This window comes from Streptosporangium sp. NPDC023963 (assembly GCF_040639135.1).
Taxonomy (GTDB): Bacteria; Actinomycetota; Actinomycetes; order Streptosporangiales; family Streptosporangiaceae; genus Streptosporangium.
The window spans coordinates 142,576-160,567 of record NZ_JBEZZK010000007.1; the positions used below are offsets into that span (position 1 = coordinate 142,576).

Here is a 17,992-nt window from a genome sequence, read left to right on the forward strand (position 1 = left end):
GCCTAGCTTCGCCCCGAATCATGACGCACCAACCATTCCACCCATTTCCATACGGCATTATTCGGCACTGCGTACCATTTCTCCGTGAATGAAACGATCATGGGCATCTTTGTGGCCTTCGCGCTCAGTTCCGTGGGATTCGCGGCGCGATCAGCCCCGGAGGGCCGCCACATGAGCGTCCCCCGGCTTCACCTGGTCTGGGGAGCGGCTCTGTCGATGATCGGCATCGGGGTGATGGCGTTCGCCGCGTGGTCCACCCACGAGGACCAGCACTATGACGACTTCGGATGGGCCATGACCACCCTGGCGGCCATGATGGGCGGGGCGCTGCTCCTTCTCGGTCAGGGGCCGTTCGTCCCGTGGCTGCTGGGAATCCTCGGGCGACGCGTCGTACGACTGCCGCCGCCGCTTCGCATGGCGGCCCGCGACGTGGCCGGTCGTCGTGCCCGGACGACTCCCGCGGTCGCGACGACGATGGTCGCGACAGCCCTCGCGATCACAACGATGATCATCGCGGCCGCCACCACGGCGCAGAGCCGGGCGGAATATCATCCCCAGGCCCGGCCTGGAGCCCTTCTGGTGGACGGCTTCTGGACGGAAGAGGCGGCGACGGTGCGTGCGGCCGTCCAGCACGAGTTACCCGGAATACCCATCGCGCAGAGCGAGCGTCGGCTGGGTGAGGCCGCGGTCGCATACGTCGAGCGGGGATTCCAGGCACCGACCGGCTGGCTGGTCCTCGTCGCGGTGATGGTCTCCGTCGCCCTCGGTGGCGCGTTGGCCATGACCCTCCAGGCCACCGGCTCCCGATCGAGACGTGTACTGCTACGGGCCGGCGGCGGCTCGAGCGCGACCTTGCGGTTGTTCGCCGCGTGCCGTGCGGGACTCGGCGCGGCCTGCGGCACGGCCATGGGCGCGGTCGCCGGGTGTGTCATCGGTTTGCTCCTGGTGTGGCCGCTGACGGCCTCGATCGAATGGGAGCCGATGCCGCGGGTGGCCTTCGACACCCCGTGGCCGTCGATCGCCGCTCTGGTCATCGGCCTGCCCGTTCTCGCCGCCGTCGCCGCCGGTCTCGCCCCGCCTCGTATGACCGTCCGGTCCGCGCCGCCGGGCGAACCCCCGGGGCGGCAGGGCACGCACGCCCACCGCCCCGGCGATCGCCTGTGACAGCCGGGGCGGTCGACGGTCCAGGACGCCGTTCCCCGGCCCACGCCGAGTCGATGGGCACCGCGGACCGGTGGGCGCCCGGATGGGGAGAATCGGTATGGTGTCGCCCCGAAAGCGAAAGGATCACTGTGCCGTACTCTTCCCGCTACCTGTACCTCACCCGGCACGGCGAGGCCTCGCCGGTCGAGGGCGAGCTGACGGAGAACGGCCGCCGGCAGGCCGCGCTGCTCGGCAGGCGGCTTCGGGGTGTTCCCCTCTCGGCGATCCACCACGGCCCGCTGCCCCGGGTCGACCAGACCGCACGGCTGATCGGCGAGCAGCTGGACGGCGTCCCCCTGCACGTCTCGGAGGCCGCCGGAGACTACGTTCCCTACACGCCGGAGAGGGACGAGCTGCCGCCCGAGGCCGCCGACCACCTGCTCCGCTTCCTCGGCCTGTTCCCGGCCGAGGAGCGCGAGCGCGGCGAGGCGCTGGCCCGCGAGGCGCTGGAACGGCTGACGGGCCCGGTGGAGGGCGACGCGGACCGCCACGAGCTGGTCGTCACCCACAACTTCCTGGTCGGCTGGCTCGTGCGGGCCGCGCAGGACGCCCCGCGGTGGCGGTGGCTGGGGCTCAACCACTGCAACGCGGCGCTGACGGTCATCCGGTACGCGCCGGACCGCCCCTCGGCCGTCCTCTTCCTCAACGACATGAGCCACCTGCCCGCCGGGCTGCGCTGGACCGGTTTCCCCGACGTGCCGCGCGTGTGAGGCGCGACCCGACCGTGGCGGCGGCCGGTTCGGGTCTCCGGTTCCGAGTGTCCGTACCGGGACAGGCCAGGTGTCCGTACCGGGACTTCGGCGGCGGTCACGGGGCAGAGTCGGGGTCATGAGACCAGTTCGCGGTGTGGCCCGTTTCGTTTCCCGGTACAGGCGAGGCACCCTCGCCTTCGTCGTCAGCGGCCTCTACGTCCTGCTCGTCGTCGCCGCGCACGTTTTCGCCGAGGTCGGCATGCGCCAGCCGGAGAACCAGGGTCTGTCGGCGGTCATGCTGATCCTGGTGACCCTGCCGCTCTCGTGGCCGGTGATGATGATCCCCGCGGAGACGATTCCCGCTAGCGCGCATCTGCTGCTGCTCACCGCCGCCGGGCTGGTCCAGGCGTCGTTCCTGTGGTGGCTGCTGCGCGGGCCGAGGGTGGCCGTGCCGCCGGCGCGGGAAAGGTGACCGTCCGCCGGCCCGGAAGGATCCGGGTCGGCGCCGGCGGACGGTCGGCACGGGGTCCGCGGGCGGGGTCACGCCCGCGGACGGGTGGGCCAGGTCAGGGGTAGCTGACGACGTTGCTCGTCCCGTACGAGCCGACGACGGGGGTGCCCGCCTCGTTGATCGTGCGCTCGATGCCGCCGCTGCCGTTGAGGAAGACCGTGACCATGTTGTGGAACCTGGCCCCCGGCGTCTTCGGGGCCTCGATGCCGCGGTCCGCGCGGATGTCCACTCCCTGGTTGAAGAAGGAGTAGACGCCCATGCCCCACGCCTCGTGGTTCCGCACCCTGCGGTCGACCTTGTAGGAGGCCCAGCCCTTGCCGGTCGGGCTGTTCCAGGCGGCCTGGCTCGGCGGGTCGTAGGGGATCTCGCTCTGGTAGAAGATCGTCCGGCCCCTCTCGCCGTTCCAGATCGTCTGGTACTTCTGGTAGTGCTCGACGAACAGGCCGTACGCCGTCACGTCGTCGCCGTTGACCACGACGCCCGTGTCGGCCGTGTTCTGCGTCCAGCCGATCCCGTTGCCGTGGTCGCCGCGCCACGCCCAGATGTTGTCGACGATCGTGTCGTCGCTGTTGACCACGAGGCTCGTCCTCGCCTTGCCCACCCACGGCCCGCCGATGCGGAAGAAGACGTCCTGCAGCGAGATCGGGTTCCCGGAGTGGTCCCGGCGGCTGTGGCGGTCGCCGACCTCGACGAGCGTCTCGGACTCGCGCCGCCCGGCGTCGACGAGCACGCCCGCGATCCGGACGCCGTCGACGTCCTCGATCCGCAGTGCCGCGTCGCCGGTGCCGGGGGCCAGGCTCGGCATGCCCAGGCCGAGCACGACCGTGTTCCTGTGCTTGACGCGCAGCGCCCGGTCGAGGTGGTAGACGCCCGGGGTGAGCAGGAGGTGCTTGCCGCGCGACAGCTGCTGGTTGATCCTGGACGCGCTGTCGGTCGGCTTCGCGATGAAGAAGTCGCGGATCGGCAGCGACGACCCCTCCTGCTGCCGGCCGTCGGCCCAGGTCGTGCCCGAGGTGTTCCGGCGCAGGGCCGGGACGAAGACCCGGTAGGCACCCGCGTCGTCGACGTACAGGAAGGGCTTCTCACGCGTCACGGGGCTGGTGGGCAACGTCGTGTAGGGCGGGTTCGGGAAACCCTCCGCGGGGGCGCCCACCACGCCGGAGAACACCTGGTTCCAGACGCCGTTGGTCCAGGCGTCGCCGAGCCGGCTGTCGCGCGTCAGCCACTGCTGCTGCGAGCCGTTGATCGTGACCCCGTCGATCTTCGAGTCGGCGATGTACCCGCCGCTGGAGAAACCGCCGTTCCCGGGCTCCAGCCAGAGGGTGCCGCGGATGTGGACCCGTCGCATCGGGGAGGCCTGCGACACCGCCCACTGGTTCGACCAGTCGGTCGGCGTCACGGACAGGTTCTCGGCGGAGCGCCAGAAGTTGGTGAGCGCGGAGATGCCCGCCTCGGAACTCGGGTCGGGCCGGCCGACGACCCGGACCGCGCCGTTGATGTCGACGTCGTCGGGCGACTCGCCGAGTCCCGCGACGGTGGTGTAGTAGCCGAGCTTGGCGTTGACGTCGTAGCGGCCGGGCTTGAACAGCACCGCGTACCGGTTCGTGCCCATCTCGTTGTTCTCTTGCTGCGCGAAGATCTCGTCGAGCTTGGCCTGGATCTGGGTGGCGGGTGTCGACGGGTCGTACACGAAGACGTTGGGCCCGAAGTCCGGGGCCCCACCCGGATGCGCGGCGGCGGGGCCGGCCACGGACACCAGCCCCGTGGCGGTGAGCGCCGCCACCGAGGTGGCCAGCGCGAGGAGACGGACGGAGAAGATGCCTCTGCGTGCGCGCGACGTCGCGCGTCCATGCTGGTCACGAGCTGTTCTCATCGACCTGCCTATCGAGAACGGGCGGCGCGACGTCACCGGGATGCCGAGAGAGCGCTCTCTCGCCGCCGCCGAGCTTACGTCAAGCCTTAAACGAAGTGGTGTCGTATTTCTATACGCTTAATCGCGTCTCGCGCTACGGCAGAACGACACCTTTGTCGGCTCGTTGTGGATCGGGTCGGATCCCGGGTCCGTTTCCGGGGGCGGCGAGCCGGTCGCTCCGGGTGTCACCGGGATCGGCCGGCTCGCAAGCGGTGAAACGCCCGCTTGAGGGTAGAGTGCGCCGTCATGAAGGCCACCCCCGAGGCGAGCCGGTGGACCAGCGGGTTCGTCAGGGCATGGGCCGCGACGCGGCACCGGTGCGGCTGGTTCGACCATCTCGTCCGGGCCGCCGTCCACTACGACCGCACCGACGCGGGCCGCCTGTCCGCGGGCATGACCTACTACGCGTTCTACGCCATCTTCGCGCTGGCCCTACTGGCCTTCGTGATCATGGGTCACGTGCTGGACACACCCGCCGCGCTCGCCCAGGTGGAGGGCTACCTGAGCGACACGTTCCCGCGGCTGGACGTGCAGGCCCTGCGTGACGCGCGGGACACGGCCGGGCTGATCGCCTCGTTCGGCCTCCCGCTGACCGGCCTGTTCTGGATCGACTCGATGCGCTCCTCCATGCGGGCGGTCTGGGGTCTGGAGCAGTATCCGGGCAACTTCTTCCTTCGGTGGCTGATCGACCTGGCCGTGCTGGTCACGCTCGGGCTGCTGCTGTCGATCTCGCTGACCCTGTCCTTCGGCGCCCAGACCGCGTTGACCTGGCTGGCCGGGCAGACGATCGGGGTCGACGCGCTACCGGCGCAGCGGGCACTGTCCACGGTCGCCTTCGTGCTCGGCATCTGCGTGAACCTCCTGCTGTCGACGGCGCTGCTGACGCTGTCCCCTCGGCTGCGCCTGTCGCCGCGGCGGGTGATCGGACCGGCCCTGGTCATCACCATCGGGCTGGAACTGCTGAAGACGATCGGACAGGTCTACCTCAACTTCAGCTCGGCGAGTCCGGCGTACCAGGTCGTCGCGGGCGCGGTGGGCATGTTGCTGTTCCTGAAACTGGTGAACGTGCTCATCCTGTTCGCCACCTCGCACGCCGCGACCAGCCGATACGGCACGGTCATCGACCTGACCACGCGGCGGCCCGTCGGCGAGCCGCGCACGGAGGTCGTCACCGCGCCGGCGATCCCCGAGATCAAAGCGGAGCCACCGGCGCGGGCGGAACCGGAGACGGAGCCAGAAGGGGAACCCGAGGCGGGACCGCGGGCGCAGGCACCGCCGCGAGCCAGGCCGCGCAGGTACGACTTCAGGACGCGGCGGGTGCGCTGACCTCACCGCCGGGCCGCCGCGATGACCGCCACGGCACCCGCGCCGGGACCGGCGTCATGGGAGCCGCCCGGGTCGATCGTCGCGTTCCGCGGTCCGGGATCCCGATGGCCGATCCCCCCATATCCACAAAGGGACATTTCATATATACAGCGCCTTTATCAACATATATCCATATATGCCGCCTTGTCGATACGGCAATAAACTCGCATAACCATTCGACGGAAATTATCCATATGATGGTGCAGGATTTCCCGAACAAAAGGAGAGGCGCTTAACCTGACACCCTTGGGGGTACGACATGGTCACGCCGCAATTGCCACCGATTCCCTCCTTCCGGCAGAGATTCGCTGAACGATTCGCGGGACTACTGAGCCAAGCTCGAATCTCCCAGGCCGCGTTCGCCCAGCGTATGGCCCGTCAGCTGGAACGCGACGGCCATATTCCCGATCGGCGTCGCAAGAACCTGGCTCCGCGCGTGCACGACTGGACCGCAGGAGTGTCTTTGCCCGCCCGTCGCTGGTTTCCCTCTCTGGTGGCGGTCGTGACGGAGCTGTGCCGAGAGCGTGGCGTCACGTTCAGCGCCGGCGCGTTCGCCTCGCTCTGGAACATGGCGATCAACGAGAGCAAACCCCCGCCGCCCGCCGCCCGCCCGGAGGACGAAGGCGGCGCATCGCCTGCGGTCACCCGGCGAGCCCCTTCCCTCGCACCGCCTCTTGGCCGGTTGCCCGCCCGCGTCCACGGTCGTGACGAGCTCGTCGAGGAGTTGTGCGGTCTGCTCACCGCGCCCGACGGCCGTGCCCACATCGTGGCCGGCATGGGTGGCAGCGGGAAGACGACGGTCGCGCTGGCGGTGGCCGCCTTCGCGGTGAGAGCGGGGATGCGGGTCTGGTGGGTGCCCGCCGACGATTCCTCGCTGCTCGACGACATGTTGCAGATCACCTTCGAGCTCGGGGCGACCGCCGCTGAGGTGGACGACGCGCGTTCCGGGCGGCGCAGCGGAGCCGACCTGTTCTGGTCCTACCTGAACCGCCGCCGCGAGCCCGCCCGGCTGCTGGTCATCGACGGCGCCGACAATCCGGAGAGTCTGGCGGCCGGACGCTTCACGGCCGCCGACGGCACCGGCTGGGTACGCGGCGGAGACGTCGGCCTGGTGATCGTCACCTCCCGCATGCGCGCCGGCTCCGCGTGGGGACGCCACGCCCGCTGCCACGAGATCGGCCCGCTCGACGAGAGGTCGGGCGCCGCGCTCCTCCTGGACCTGGCACCGGCGGCCGGCTCCCTTTCCTCCGCGCACTCGCTGACCACGAGGCTCGGCCACCTTCCGCTGGCCCTCTTCCTGGCCGGCCGGCACCTGTCCTCACCGTTCGCGGCCAACCGCGACTTCGACGGTTACATGAAAACCCTCGAAAGCGACGTCACGGTTCTCGACGAGCAACCCGTGCCGACCGATTCCGGCATCGTGCAGACATGGGAGATGTCGCTGGACGAGCTGGAAAGGCAGGGGCACGCGAAGGCGCGTGTGCTGCTCCACCTGCTGGCACACTACTCACCGGACACACCGCTGCCGATCTCTGTCGTGGAGCTGGTCACCAGGTCCAGAGACGACCTGCCCGCGAACGGGGGCCGGCTCCGCCGGACCCTGCAGGCCCTGCACGACATGGGTTTGGTCGAGGTGCGGCCGGAACCCCCCGAGTACGGCGGCGGTCTGACGCTCCACCCTCTGGTGGCCGAGGTGTCCCGCTTCCACGCCGGGGCGGCGACGGCCGAGCACACCACGGCCGCCGCGGTGACCGTGCTGGCACTCGCCCTCGACCACTGGGACCTGGAGCACAACCGGCACTGGCCCCTGCTCGACATTCTGGGGTCTCACGCGCGAACGCTGTTGCACAAGCTTCTTCCGAGCGTGGAGGAGGGGGTGCTGACCGCCGGCGTGGCGGTCGGCGCCGAGCTCGGCCGGCTGCTGCTGGCGTCGGGCCGGGTGCACGCGGCGGCGGAGCTCGTGTCCACTGCGACCGAGCTCGCCACGGGGCTGGGAGCGGCGCATCCCGCGTCCCTGTTCGCCCGGGCGAGAACGGCCCAGGTGCGCCGCGCCCAGGCCCGCTTCGCGGAGGCACGGGAGATCCTCGACGAGCTCCTGGAGGTGAAACTACGCGCTCTCGGCCCGCACCACGAGGAGACACTGACCGTCCGGCTGTGCCGGGCGGCGGTCCTGTGGGAGTCGGCGACCGCCGCCACCGGCGAGAACGAGTATCTGACGATGCTCGTCTCCAACGAGAGGCTGTTCGGTCCCGGCCATCCGACCGTCGAGGCCGTCCGGGCCAACCTGGCCCTGGCCAAGAGCGACCAGGTATTGCTGGCCAGGGCCGAGGACGAGATCCAGACGGTCCTGGAGGCATGGACGACGCAGCTCGGCCCCGAACATCCGGAGACGCTCTCGGCCAGGTCCGACCTCGCGCAGGTGCTGCTCAGGCAGGGAAAGGTCGACATCGCCACCTCCGAGTTCAGATCGGTGGCCGAGGCGTACCGCGCGGCCGTCGGCCCCCACCACCCTCGGGCCCTGTCCGCAGCCCACGACGTGGCGGTGGCGCTACGCGCCACGCGGGTTCTGCCGGCCGCGGAGTCGGCGTTGCGCACCGTACTGACCGGGAGGCGACGTGTGCTCGGAGAGGACCATCCGGAAACGCTCGCAACCTGGGCCCACCTGGCGGGAGTGCTGCGCGACCAGCAATGCCTCGTCGACGCCGAGGCGGAGTTCGCGGCGCTGCTGCGCGTGCGCCGCGACTCACTGGGCGAGGACCATCGCGACACCGTCACCACCCTGGCCGATCACGCGGGTGTGCTGTGGGTGCTGGGGCGTCACGAGAAGGCGGCCGAGGAGTTGCGCGAAGCATGGCGGTGGCGCCTGGGCGTCCTCGGCGACCGGCACCCCGACACGCTCATCGCCCGCGCCGATCTCGCCCGCGTGCTGGCGGCCGGAGGGCACCTGAGCGAGGCCGAGGAAGAGTACGCCTCCCTCGCCCCCGTCGTCGCCGCGAGCGTGGCCGCCGGCCACGCCTTCCTGGCCGCGATCGAGCGGGAACGCCGGCTGGTCTCGGCCGCCCGTGTTCGGAGCGAACCCTCCGAAGATCCTGCCGGGAGACCTGAGTCGGCTCGCTGAACAGGCTCTTCGTAATTTTTGTTCGGTCTCGTTCATACCTTGTGTGATATCAGGAGCTCCTTCCTGGAACGTTCCGTGCTGTTCTTTTCCACACCCTCGGAACGACGTGGAAAGGCACATGCCATGGGCCAGGTCATCGGCATCGATCTCGGAACGACCTACTGCGCCATGGCCGCTCTGACCGTGGGAGGGCTACCGGAGATCATCCCGAATCGCGAGGGAGAGCGGATCACTCCCTCCGTCGTCCTCTTCCAGGGCGAGATCGTGATCGTCGGCAGTCAGGCCAAGCGCTCGGCGGCCAGCGCGCCACAGGACACCGTGCAGTTCGTCAAGCGGCACATGGGAGAAAAGAGCATTCTCTACACCACCGACGGGGGCGAGGATTTCCGGCCCGAGCAGATCTCCGCGCTCATCCTCAGGCGGCTGAAGGAGGACGCCGAACTGCACTTCGGTGAACCCGTCGACCAAGCCGTGATCACCGTACCCGCCTACTTCGACGACGCCCGGCGCACCGCGACACGCGACGCCGGGACCATCGCGGGCTTCGAGGTGCTCCGCGTACTCAACGAGCCGACCGCCGCGGCGATCGCCTACGGCGCGCGGAACGCCGACGCGGGCACCTTCCTGGTCTACGACCTGGGCGGCGGCACCTTCGACGTCACGGTGATGCGCTCGACGGACGGCGAGCTGGACGTCCTGTCCACCGCGGGCGATCGCAACCTCGGCGGATACAACTGGGACAACGCGTTGATGAACCACATCGACGCGCAGGTCGTGGCCGCGGGGAGTGCCGCCGTGCTGGACGGCGACGAAGCCCTCGTCGCCGAGCTGAGAGACAAGGCGGAGATCGCCAAGCGCACCCTGTCGACGGGTGAACAGGCGTCGGTGGTGTTGTCGGTGGCGGGGGCACACCACCACATCAAGATCACACGTGCGACGTTCGAACAGCTCACCGCGAAACTGCTGGCCAGGACCGAGCTGCTCACCTCCCAGGCGCTGGAGGAGGCCGGCCTGACCTGGCAGCAGATCGACCGGGTGCTGCTGGTCGGCGGATCCACCCGGATGCCGATGGTCGGGCACATGATGGAGCGGTTGAGCGGAAGGGTCGCCGAACGCGGCGTCGCCCAGGACGAGGTGGTCGCGATGGGCGCCGCGATCCTCGCCGCCGCCCACGCCGGCAGCGGTACGAACGGGCTGGCCGAGGCCACCGGAGGCGTCATCACGGCCGTCAACGACGTCACCTCCAAGTCGCTCGGCATCGTCACCCAGGCCGACTCCGGCAGGTCCGTCAACTCCGTGATCGTCGAACGCAACACCCGCCTCCCCTGCAAGGGGGTCAGGCAGTTCGGAACCGCCTCACCGGACCAGCGGCTGATCAACGCCAGGGTCACGGAGGGCGACGACGAGGACCTCGAGTACGTCACCGTGATCGGCCAGGCCGAGATCAGGATCCCGGTCCCCGGCCTCCCCGCGGGACATCCCGTGGACATCGCCCTCTCCTACGACATCGACGCGATCATCCACGTCCAGGTCTCCGACGGCCGGACCGGACAGGCCTGGGGGGAGTTCGAGATCGAACGCACCGCCAACATGGACAGCGGACAACTCCGCGTGGCCGGCGAGCTGATGAGCGGCCAGGAGGTCGTCTGATGGATCTCTACCGGCTTCTGGAGGTCGACCCGACGGCCGACGCGCCCACGATCAAGGAGGCGCTCACGAAGCAGCGCCGCAAGTGGGTCAGCCGCGCCTCGTCCGCCTCGGATCTCGGGCGGCGGCAGGAGGCCGAGCGAATGGTGGAGATGCTTGACCTGGCCGAACAGAAGCTGCTGGACGCGCGCGAGCGCGCCGAGTACGACCGGCGGCAGGCCGAGCAACCCGTGCAGGGACCGCGGACGGCGCCCGTGGAGGATCCCGAGCAGTGGATGGCCCAGGCGGAGGCCAACATACGGGCCGGCAACCCCCATCTGGCGTTGCACGAGATCGAGCAGGCGCTGCGCATCGACCACCTCCAGCCCCGCTATCACGCCGTCAGAGGCGACGCCTTCGATCAGGTCGGCGCCTGGGAGCAAGGACTCGCCGCCTACCGGACGGCGCACGAGCTCGATCGCCGCGACCCGCTCTACCAGGCGCTCCTCGGCCAGCACCTGCTGCGCCGCAGCCTCCACTCCGACGCGCTGCCCCTGCTGGAGTCGGCTCTGGCCACCGGCGGCGCCACCCCCGAGATCCGCACGCTCCTCGGCATGGCCCTGGCGGGCCTGGCCGACCAGATGGCCGATCACCTGACCGACGGGACACCCGTTGTCGTGCACCCGCAGCAGGCCGCCGAGATAGCCCGCCTGACGGCCCGGGCGCTCGACCTGGCCCCGCCCGACGACCGGCTGGGAAACCGCCTGCGGCATCTCCACTCCCTCGCCCTCGCCGCTCCGCAGAAGGTCTTCGACTGGAAGCGTCTGGTCTCCGGTGCGGGATCGGCGCTTTCGGTGAGCGCCGGGATGGGGTGCGGCTGCCTGGTCGTGACCGTGGGCGGGATGTTCGCGATCCTCATCGGCCTGTTCTCCGTGCTGGCGAACGGCGGTCCCGGCGGCAGCCTCGTCTTCCTGCCCCTGGCCGCGCTGGCAGGGGGCATCGGCCTGTTCTGCTACCGGCCTCGCTGGCAGGTCACCGAACGCGACACCCGTCCGTACCGGATCCCGCGCACCCACTAGCCGCAGGAGGAACGATGTCCGAACCTGAACTACTGCCGCTCACCAGGACCATCCAGGAAGACCTCGCGGGCCTGCTCGACCTGTTCCGCAGGCGCCTGCTGTCCGACCGGGAGAGCAGGGAGGCCATGGCCGCCCTGCAGGAACAGCTCATGTGGACGCGCCAGAACGCGGAGGGGGCGACGGTGCGTCCTCTCCTGTACGACCTGGTGTTGCTGGCCGACCGCATCGAACGTTCCGGCGAGGCCGGCGAGGGGTTCGCGGCGTCGTTGCGCGCCGAGGTTCTCGAGGTGCTGGCGAAGTACGGCGTGTCGCCGGTGCCCGCGGAGGAAGGCCCGTTCGACCCCAGCTACCAGGAGGCCCTCGGCACCGTGCCGACGGACGAGAAGGAGCGGCACGGGACGGTGGCACAGGTCGTGCGGAACGGCTACCGGGTGGGAGACCGGGTGCTGCGCACCCAGCAGGTGCGGGTGTACATGTGCCAGGACTGACCTCGCCGGTCCGGATACGCCGTCCGGAGAAGAACGGCCCCGTCCACCACCTGCTGGCCTGGGCGCTCTGGCTGGTGATCTTCTACGCCTGCGTGCTGTTCCAGGGGATCGACAGCGGCGTGGCCGCCGCTCTCACCGCCGTGGCGGGCGTGTCCTGGGGAGTATCGGTCGTACTGCGTTACCGGCGCCTCACGCGCGTCCTGTACGTCACCCGACGCCAGCTGTGGGGCATGATGGCGCTCCGCCTCGTCCCGCTGCCGCTGCCCGCCTACGTCATCGCCGCGGAGGGGAACGCCGGACCGGTCTTCGGCGTCCTGGTCGGCGTTCCCTGCCTTCTCGTGCTCGGGTGGGGAAGTTACGTGGCCGTCGCCAGGGAGGAACGCCTCCAGCTGCGCGAAGGGTTCGCGGCGACGATGACCCCCGGCGACTCCGAGCGGCTGGTGACCGTCTGCGAGACGGAACTCGGCAAGGTCGGCGCCGACCCGGCCGCACGGGGCTGGCTGGAGCTCAACCTCGCTCACGCGTTGCACAACACGCTGCTCGGCGGCTACCGGCGGGGAAACCTGGAACGCGCCGCGGCCATCCTGACGCGCCTGACCGAGCAGGACCCCGATCCCCTCAGGCGCTTTCTGGCGGCCGACCTCCTCGTCGGCGTCGCCAACACCATGGAGAGCTCGGAAGGCGACCTGGCGGCGATGGAGAGGGCCGTGGAAAGGCTGGTCGCGCTCGCCGACCCCGTGCTCCATGTCCCCGGCGTGGTCTTCAGAGTCGAGCTCCAGCGGATGGAACTGGCCTTCGCCCGCTTCGGCCAGGAGTTCGCCCTCCTCACGGCCGGCCTGTCGTCCCCCGCCTCCCTGCTCGGCATGCTGCGCGAGGCCCTGCGCTTCTGCGAGGCGGCGCTGCGGTCGGCTCCGGCGGTCGAGCACGTCGACCTGACGCAGCGGCGGATCTTCCTCGAGGACATGCTGAGCAAGTTCGACGACCAGGGCGGGCGACCGCCGCGGTTCGACGAGATACGTGAGGCGCTCGACCGGGGGCCTCGCTACCTCGCGCAGGCCAACGCGCCGACGCTGTGGCTGCTGGCACGGCTGATCTTCGAGAGTGACCACGCGACCATCGACGACGTGGCGGACGCCGAACGGCGCGTCAGGGCGGCCCTGAGGTCACAGAGCATCACGATCGTGACGATCCGGCTCAAGGAGTCCCTCGCCTCGCTCGCTCTCGCCCGAGCACGGCTGGAGCACGGACGGCAGGAAGCCGGGGTGTCCGAGGCGCTCGATCACCTCAGGAGCGCCTATGAGGACGCTCGCACCCACTCCCCCGAGAGCGCCACCGGCATCGCCATGAGGTGGGGAGAGATCGCCGCCGCGCAGGGTCTCGGCGAGGAGGCGGCCGACGGCTACCTCAGGGCACTGGAATCGGCACGGCGACTGACGCTCGGCGCGCTCACCCGTGGCCAGCGGGAGCTCCGGGTGCGCGAGGCCCAGGGGGCCGCGGCCGAGGCCGCGCACTGGCTGATAATCGGGCGCAGATACCGCGAGGCGGTCGTGGCCCTGGAGAGCGGCCGGGCGCTGCTGCTCACCGAGGTGATGGAAAGAGAGCAGGTGGAAAGCCGGTTGAGAGAGCGGGGGCACGACCGCCTCGCCGGCAGGTACGGCGAGGTGATCGACGAACTGCGGAGGCTGGAACTCGTCGCGGCCGGCGGCGACGACGCGTGGATGCTCGACCCGGCCGGCCGCAGGCGACGCGAGATGCTCGGCACCGCCCGCGCCGACTGGGAGGAACTCGTCACCGAGATCCGGACGTTGCCCGGCTTCGAGCGTTTCCTCGCCGCCCCCCGCTACCGGGAGGTGCAGGACGCCTCCCGGATCACTCCGCTGGTCTATCTCGTCGCCGCCCAGAGCACCGGCTACGCCCTGACCATCGTGGGCGGCGGCGACCGGCCGGGCCTCGTCCGGCTGCGAGGGCTCACGTCCGAGGCGTTACAAGAGCAGGTGGGTGAGTATCGTGCGGGACTGGTCAAGCTCGACAGCGATCCCGGAACCGGTTCCACCTGGGAGGCGGCCCTGTCGAACACCCTGCGGTGGCTGTCGGAGACGATCACCGATCCGCTGGTCCTCGCGCTGGGACCGCTCGGCTCGGTGACGCTCATCCCGACCGGGGCCCTGACGGGGCTGCCCCTTCACGCGACCGACGCGATGCTGGACGCGCTCACCGTCACGTACTCGCCCAACGCCCGCGTGCTGTCCGGCGTCGCCGGGCGGCCCGCGGCGACCGGACTCGACCACCTGCTCGTCGCCGACCCCGGACGGGATCCCGCCAACCGGCTCACCGCCGTCGACGACGAGGTCGCGATCGTCCGGCGATGGTTCCGACGATCACGGGTCCTGACGGAGCCGGAGCCGAAGCAGGTCATCGCCGAGATGCCGCGCCACAGCGTCTACCACTTCGCCTGCCACGGTGTGGCCGACCACCGCGATCCGCTGCGGAGCGGTCTCGCGGTCGGCGGCGACCACCTCACGGTGAAGGACCTGCTCACCACGCGTCTGCCGTCGGCACGACTCGCCGTGCTGTCGGCCTGCGAGAGCGGTGTCCCCGGCATGCTCATGTCCGATGAGGTGACAGGACTGCCCGGCGCGTTGCTCCAGGCAGGCGTGCCGGGCGTCGTCGGCGCGCTGTGGAAGGTGGACGACTTCGTCACCCTCCTCATGATCATGCGTTTTCACGAGCTCTGGCTCGCCGACCACCTGCCGCCGCCCGAAGCCCTGCGCCAGGCGCAGCGCTGGATCCGGGACAGCACGCTCGCCCAGTTCCTCGACGCCGTCGAGGGAGTGGTGCGGTGGCCGCACCGGCTCACCCGCGGCACGTTGCGGAACGCCGCTGCCATCCGCCCCTACGCCCATCCCGACTACTGGGCCGCCTTCACCTATACCGGAATCTGACCCGAGGAGCCGCGCCGTGGAGCCCGAACTCGTACACGTCCGTTACCCCAAAACCCTGTCCCAGCACGACCAGGACGAGATCTTCGATCTGCTCGACCGCCTCGGCGTCGCCGCCGAGATCGGCGCCTTCGACGGCCGCCGCACCGGGACGGCCGTCGAGCTCTGGACGCTGCTCGTCGTCGTCCCCCTGGCGACCTACAGCAACGCCTTCCTCCAGAAGGCCGGCGAGTCGACGTGGCTGGCCGTGACCCAGGCCGCCAAGCGCGTCGCGCTCGCCCGCCGGGAGCGGGCGGCGGGCGAACCCTTGCTGATCATCGAGATCAAGGACCACCAGACGAGCTTCGAGTTCCCCTCGGAGCTCGACCTGGACGCCCGTCTCGCCATCGTCCGCCTGTTGCGGGAGCAGGGTCCCGCGGCGGCTGGGCGCTACCGCTGGCACGCGGCCCGCAGATCCTGGCAGCGGGCGGACTGAGACCGCCCGGCGGCTGACGCGTCCCGCGGGCGACCGGCCCTCGCCCACGGCCGCTCCGCCCGGATCCCCTGCCGTGTCAGGGGAGCGGAGCCGGCACCACCCGTAACGGCGATCCGACGCGCGCGGCCGCGGTGCCGAGACCGGCGGGGGCGCCGACCGGACGGACCCTCGCGGGCGGGTAGTGCAGCTCGGACTCGTCGTAGCGGCGCGTCTTCATGTGCCACAGCAGCACGCCGGCCATCCAGTCCTGCAGCTCCGCCACGTATCCGTCGAGCGTCTCCCTGGCCTCCCCGTCGAGGTCGAAGTCGTCGAAGAGAGCCGGGAGTTCGGTGGCGACGATGTGTTCGAACTGCCGCATCCGGGACGTCATCAGGTCGTTGACGATGTCGGCGGCCTGCCGCGCGTCGCAGCTCAGGAAGTCCTGGACCACCAGGACGCAGTTGTGCAGCTCGCCCTCGAACTGGATCTCCTTCTGGTACGAGCAGAGGTCGTTGACCAGGCAGGCGTAGTCGGCGGCCGAGTCGTCCAGGCCGCGCATCGTCCGGGTGTCGTAGATCTCGGGCGGCACCGCCTTGCCGTGGGCCAGCCGCGACAGGCTCATCGTGAGGTCGGAGCCGAAGGTCCTGCGGCGCATCTCGATGTAGTCGACCGGATCGGGGACCCGGTTCTGGATGTGGTTGGCCAGCTCCCACAGCCAGCTCTCCGTCATGTCCTCGACGACCCGGCGGAGCCTGGCGCGCGCGGCCTCCGGCATGGGGGCCGCCGTACGGGACCACAGGTCGGCCAGGCCCCGCTCGATCGGGTTGACCGGCGGCGGGGTGGCGGAGAGGTCCAGCGGCATGAACGCCGACAGCCGCTCGTTGAACACCTTCGCGCCCGCCATGTCGCGGCGCGGCCCGAACACGACCGGGAAGTAGTCGTCGGCGTAGGTTCCCCAGGTGAGCCAGAACGTCGAGATGTCCAGCTCGGGACCGGGAGCGTCCGGATTGATGGCGCCGGCGCAGACGGCGAAGTCGTAGGTGTCGAGCTTGTGCTCGGTCCAGACGGCCAGGCCGGGGAGACCGGGGAGCTGCTCGAACATCCCCATCTCGCGCGCCCATTCCACGGCGTTGCGGCGGGAGGCGTCGAGGTTGGGATTCATCCGGGCGGTGTACGGCATGTAGATCTCGGGCAGCGGCAGCGGCCCCACCTTGCGGAGGGGGACGTGGGCGTGGCTTCTGACGCCCCCCGGTCCCGTGATGCCGGGCGCCAGCCTGATGCGCGCCGCCGAGACGCCCAGGCCGGTCGGCCCGCCGAGCAGGGCCGGGGCCACCGGGTCCGCCCGCGAGGCACCGTTCATGTAGCGGCTGGAGCGCATGTGCCACTCGTGGCCGCCCGACTGCCAGTCCTGGAGCCCCTTGACGTAGGCGAGGACGTCGAGGCGGGACCTGAGGTCCAGGCCGTGCTCCTCGAAGAGCGGGGGCAGCTCGGTGAGAACGGTGTTCTCGAACTGGTGCAGCCGGGAGGTGATCAGGTCGTTGACGGCGTCGGCGGCCCGCTGGGTGTCGTAGCCCAGGAAGCGCTCGAAGACCAGCACGCCGTTGCTGAGCTCGCCCTCCTCGCCGACCTCCCGCTCGTAGGAGAAGAGGTCGTTGCGCAGGTGCACCGCGTCGGAGAAGGTGTCCCTCAGCACGCGCATCGCCCTGCTCGCGGCGACGGCGGCCGGGACCTCGGCGCCCGCCGCGTGCTCGACCAGGTTGGCCGACCAGGGGGCGCCGCCGACCTTGCGCCGCATCTCGACGTACTCGATCGGGTTGGCGACGCGTCCCGCGTTGATGTTGGCCAGCTCCCACAGGGACTCGTCGAGGAGGTTCTTCGTGCTCTCGACGAACCTGGCCCGCCAGCCGGCGGACATGGCCGGGGTCGTGCGGGCCCACAGGTCGGCGAGGCCACGCTCCACCGGGTTCTCCGGCTCGGGGGGAGGACCCGCGGGACGCACCGGCATGAAGGCCGCCAGCCTGTCGAGGTATCGCTTGGCCCCGGTCAGGTCGCCGCTGCGCTTGAAGGTCTCCAGGAAGTGGTCGTCGAAGAAGAACACCCACACGTACCAGTCGGTGATGAGGTCGAGCTCGGCGGCTGGGGCGTCGGGGTGGGTGTAGGCGCACAGCAGCCCGTAGTCCATGGCGTCGAGCTTGTGCTCGTCCCAGATGCCGAGCTCGGGGTCGAGGATGCCCATGTCGTACGCCCAGGCCCTGGTGTGCTCGCGCGCGGTCTCCACGTGGGGGTTCAGCCTGGCCGGATACGGCAGGTAGAAGTCAGGGAGCTCGAAGGGTTGCATGTTCTGTCCTTCCATATCTGACTTCGACGCTTTCGGGAACGCCCTGGGCATCGGACGCCGGGACCGCGACGGAGTAGCGGGTGGGCGGATCGGCGAGACGGCCTGCCCTGCGGAAGCCTCGCCAGCCAGAACGTTACGCAATGACCACGGAGAGTGAAAGGGATTGCCATGAATACCCGCGGCGTACCCATGCACCCATGGCGTGCTCCGGCCCCGCCCGAGGTCAGGATCCGGACGCGGTCGCGGTCGCGGACGGGGACGGGGACG

General features: G+C 70.2%; 12 protein-coding genes. 10 read left to right on the top strand and 2 right to left on the bottom strand.

The annotated features are described in order from the left end of the window. The first annotated feature begins 84 nt into the window (after positions 1 to 84). The 3 genes from AB0F88_RS22505 to AB0F88_RS22515 all read left to right on the top strand — a co-directional run bounded on the left by AB0F88_RS22505 (position 85) and on the right by AB0F88_RS22515 (position 2,367). The gene (locus AB0F88_RS22505; protein WP_362687135.1) at positions 85 to 1,164 is read left to right on the top strand and encodes a hypothetical protein; all 1,080 of its coding nucleotides are present in this window, start codon (positions 85 to 87) and stop codon (positions 1,162 to 1,164) included. Positions 1,165 to 1,292: 128 nt separating this feature from the next. Continuing rightward, positions 1,293 to 1,913, top strand: a complete 621-nt coding sequence (locus AB0F88_RS22510; RefSeq protein ID WP_362687138.1) for a histidine phosphatase family protein — start codon at positions 1,293 to 1,295, stop codon at positions 1,911 to 1,913. A gap of 118 nt (positions 1,914 to 2,031) precedes the next feature. After that, on the top strand, positions 2,032 to 2,367 hold the full coding sequence (locus tag AB0F88_RS22515) for a hypothetical protein (RefSeq protein WP_362687141.1): 336 nt from the start codon (positions 2,032 to 2,034) through the stop codon (positions 2,365 to 2,367). A gap of 94 nt (positions 2,368 to 2,461) precedes the next feature. Here AB0F88_RS22515 and AB0F88_RS22520 read toward each other — a convergent pair whose 3' ends face one another. Then, on the bottom strand, positions 2,462 to 4,279 hold the full coding sequence (locus AB0F88_RS22520) for an adenylyl cyclase (RefSeq protein WP_362687144.1): 1,818 nt from the start codon (positions 4,277 to 4,279) through the stop codon (positions 2,462 to 2,464). A 285-nt stretch (positions 4,280 to 4,564) separates the two neighbouring features. Here AB0F88_RS22520 and AB0F88_RS22525 point away from each other — a divergent pair, with 285 nt between their 5' ends. The 7 genes from AB0F88_RS22525 (at position 4,565) to AB0F88_RS22555 (ending at position 15,408) form a co-directional block, all read left to right on the top strand. Continuing rightward, positions 4,565 to 5,644, top strand: a complete 1,080-nt coding sequence (locus tag AB0F88_RS22525) for a YihY/virulence factor BrkB family protein (protein ID WP_362687147.1) — start codon at positions 4,565 to 4,567, stop codon at positions 5,642 to 5,644. A gap of 541 nt (positions 5,645 to 6,185) precedes the next feature. After that, a complete protein-coding gene (locus AB0F88_RS22530; RefSeq protein WP_362687150.1) occupies positions 6,186 to 8,801 on the top strand; it encodes a tetratricopeptide repeat protein in 2,616 nt (871 codons plus the stop codon). 123 nt (positions 8,802 to 8,924) lie between these two features. After that, positions 8,925 to 10,451 (top strand): Hsp70 family protein, encoded by a 1,527-nt coding sequence (locus AB0F88_RS22535; RefSeq protein ID WP_362687153.1) that lies wholly within the window; start codon positions 8,925 to 8,927, stop codon positions 10,449 to 10,451. Further along, complete coding sequence (locus tag AB0F88_RS22540) at positions 10,451 to 11,506, top strand: hypothetical protein (RefSeq protein ID WP_362687156.1); 1,056 nt, start codon at positions 10,451 to 10,453, stop codon at positions 11,504 to 11,506. Before AB0F88_RS22535 ends, AB0F88_RS22540 begins: the two co-directional genes overlap by 1 nt. Before the next feature lie 14 nt (positions 11,507 to 11,520). Continuing rightward, positions 11,521 to 11,994: a nucleotide exchange factor GrpE gene (gene grpE / locus AB0F88_RS22545; RefSeq protein WP_362687159.1), complete on the top strand. Its 474-nt coding sequence runs from the start codon at positions 11,521 to 11,523 to the stop codon at positions 11,992 to 11,994. Next, entirely contained in the window at positions 11,982 to 14,936 is a 2,955-nt protein-coding gene (locus AB0F88_RS22550; RefSeq protein WP_362687162.1) for a CHAT domain-containing protein, read from the top strand. The genes grpE and AB0F88_RS22550 overlap by 13 nt, the downstream gene beginning before the upstream one ends. Positions 14,937 to 14,952: 16 nt before the next feature. Continuing rightward, a complete protein-coding gene (locus AB0F88_RS22555; protein ID WP_362687165.1) occupies positions 14,953 to 15,408 on the top strand; it encodes a hypothetical protein in 456 nt (151 codons plus the stop codon). Positions 15,409 to 15,484: 76 nt separating this feature from the next. Here AB0F88_RS22555 and AB0F88_RS22560 read toward each other — a convergent pair whose 3' ends face one another. Continuing rightward, entirely contained in the window at positions 15,485 to 17,725 is a 2,241-nt protein-coding gene (locus tag AB0F88_RS22560) for a family 2 encapsulin nanocompartment cargo protein terpene cyclase (protein ID WP_362687167.1), read from the bottom strand. Positions 17,726 to 17,992: the final 267 nt, after the last annotated feature.

Excerpts from the sequence above, each read along its gene's own strand:
- AB0F88_RS22560 (WP_362687167.1), bottom strand. The coding sequence starts at position 17,725 with ATGCAACCCTTCGAGCTCCCTGACTTCTACCTGCCGTATCCGGCCAGG.
- AB0F88_RS22540 (WP_362687156.1), top strand. The coding sequence starts at position 10,451 with ATGGATCTCTACCGGCTTCTGGAGGTCGACCCGACGGCCGACGCGCCC.
- AB0F88_RS22520 (WP_362687144.1), bottom strand. The coding sequence starts at position 4,279 with ATGAGAACAGCTCGTGACCAGCATGGACGCGCGACGTCGCGCGCACGC.
- grpE (WP_362687159.1), top strand. The coding sequence starts at position 11,521 with ATGTCCGAACCTGAACTACTGCCGCTCACCAGGACCATCCAGGAAGAC.
- AB0F88_RS22515 (WP_362687141.1), top strand. The coding sequence starts at position 2,032 with ATGAGACCAGTTCGCGGTGTGGCCCGTTTCGTTTCCCGGTACAGGCGA.
- AB0F88_RS22535 (WP_362687153.1), top strand. The coding sequence starts at position 8,925 with ATGGGCCAGGTCATCGGCATCGATCTCGGAACGACCTACTGCGCCATG.
- AB0F88_RS22525 (WP_362687147.1), top strand. The coding sequence starts at position 4,565 with ATGAAGGCCACCCCCGAGGCGAGCCGGTGGACCAGCGGGTTCGTCAGG.